The following is a 1543-nucleotide window of genomic DNA, read 5'->3' as shown; positions in this document are numbered from 1 at the left end:
AGCCGGGACGTCACGAGGCCGTCGCGCTCGAGGCGCGTCAGCACGGGGTAGAGCGTCCCGGTCGACAGCTCGGCGAGGCCGGCCGCGCGCAGGGCCGCGACGAGCTCGTAGCCGTAGGACTCGTCGTGCGTGAGCGCGGCGAGCGTGAGCATGGGCAGCACGCCCTTGAGGAGCTGGGGGTCGCGGTCGCTGGTCACGCGTTCACGGTAAGGCCTGCTATCTGGTGATGCAAACTAGTGGGTGTGGTCGGACACTGAAGTACGGCGTGCCGGCTGCCGACGCCAGGAGGGTGCGCGACCTGCTGCTCCCCGCCGCCGTCCTCCTGCTCGTCGCCCTCGTCGCCCTCGTCGTCTGGGAGCTCCCGTGGGGACCCGTCGCACGCTGGCGCATGCGGCGACGCATGATCGCGCTCCTCGACCCGGACCTGCCGCCCGACGAGCGTGCGCGAGCGGTGTCCCGCGCCCGCGAGATGGTGCCGCTCATCGGGCTGCCGGCCGCAGCCGCACTGGCGCCGCCACCGCTCCCGGCCGGCGCCGACCCCACCGCGTTGCGGTTCGAGGTGGTGCACCCCGCCTCGTCAGCCGGCGCGCCCGGGTTCCGGGTCCGTGTGCCGTGGCACTCGGTACCCGCGCGTGCTGCGGACGCCCACGGCCGGTGCCAGCCGGCCACGGTCCTCCTGGGGGCGCACCGCGCGCTGCTCGTCGTCGTGCTCGGTCGGGTCGGGGCCGTCGAGCAGGGCGGCGTGCTCGCGGGCGCTCGTGACCGACCCGCCCAGGCGCGCGCTCTGGGCGAGCGACGGGCCGCGGTCGGCGACGTCGTCCACGCGATGACTGCCGCCGGCCCGGCGTGGCGCCACACGTTCGCCGTCGGGACGCGGCACGTGACGGACACCCACGTGGACCGCGACGGGTGGGCGTTCGCCGTCGGCGTGCTGCGCACCGCCGACGACACCAGCGTCGACGGGCTCGCCGACGCGGTGCTCGCGTCGTGGCGGTGGCTCACCCCCGAGGGTGCGCCACCCGCGCCCCGCGGCCCGGCCGCCGCCGCACCGGGACGCCTCGCGATCCGTACGCCCGACCTCGCGCTCGCCGCCTCGTGCCGCGCACCTGCGGCACCGGCCGAGCTCGTCGCGGCCGACGTGCCGTGCCCCGACGACGCGTGGACCGCCGCCTACCTGCGTCTCAGCCCGACGTCGTCGCTCGTCGTCACCGTGTCCGACGCCGATCCGGGACGCGACGCGCGCACCACGCTCGAGCAGCCCGAGCGCACCGCCTGGGGGCCACGGGTCACGCCCGCCGGCCCCGTGCGCGAGCGCGCCACCCCGGCGGGCGTCGTCGCGACGCGCACCCTCCAGGTCGCGGGGCTCGCGCGCACCGAGGCCCGGCTCGACCGCCGCGGGCGCACGTGGCGGTGGCTGCTGACCTACGCGCCGGACGAGACCGCGGCGCTCGGGGTGCTCGAGGAAGCGCTGCAGACGTGGCGGTGGGAGGACTGACGGGGGAGGGCGGACGGCGGACGTCGACGGCCCGGGTCAGAGCGGGCG

Annotated in this window: 2 protein-coding genes; one reads left to right on the top strand and one right to left on the bottom strand. The window is 77.3% G+C overall.

Annotated features, from left to right (window positions below):
- Nucleotides 1–197: PadR family transcriptional regulator (locus J7523_RS20355; RefSeq protein ID WP_291890613.1), on the bottom strand; the 197-nt coding region annotated here is incomplete at its 3' end.
- 68 nt (nucleotides 198–265) lie between these two features.
- Here J7523_RS20355 and J7523_RS20350 point away from each other — a divergent pair.
- Nucleotides 266–1495: a hypothetical protein gene (locus J7523_RS20350; RefSeq protein WP_291890611.1), complete on the top strand. Its 1230-nt coding sequence runs from the start codon at nucleotides 266–268 to the stop codon at nucleotides 1493–1495.
- The last annotated feature ends 48 nt before the right edge of the window (nucleotides 1496–1543 follow it).

The organism is Cellulomonas sp. (genome assembly GCF_017744555.1).
In the GTDB taxonomy this organism is placed as follows: Bacteria; Actinomycetota; Actinomycetes; order Actinomycetales; family Cellulomonadaceae; genus Cellulomonas.
This window is presented reverse-complemented; position numbering and strand designations above follow the sequence as displayed.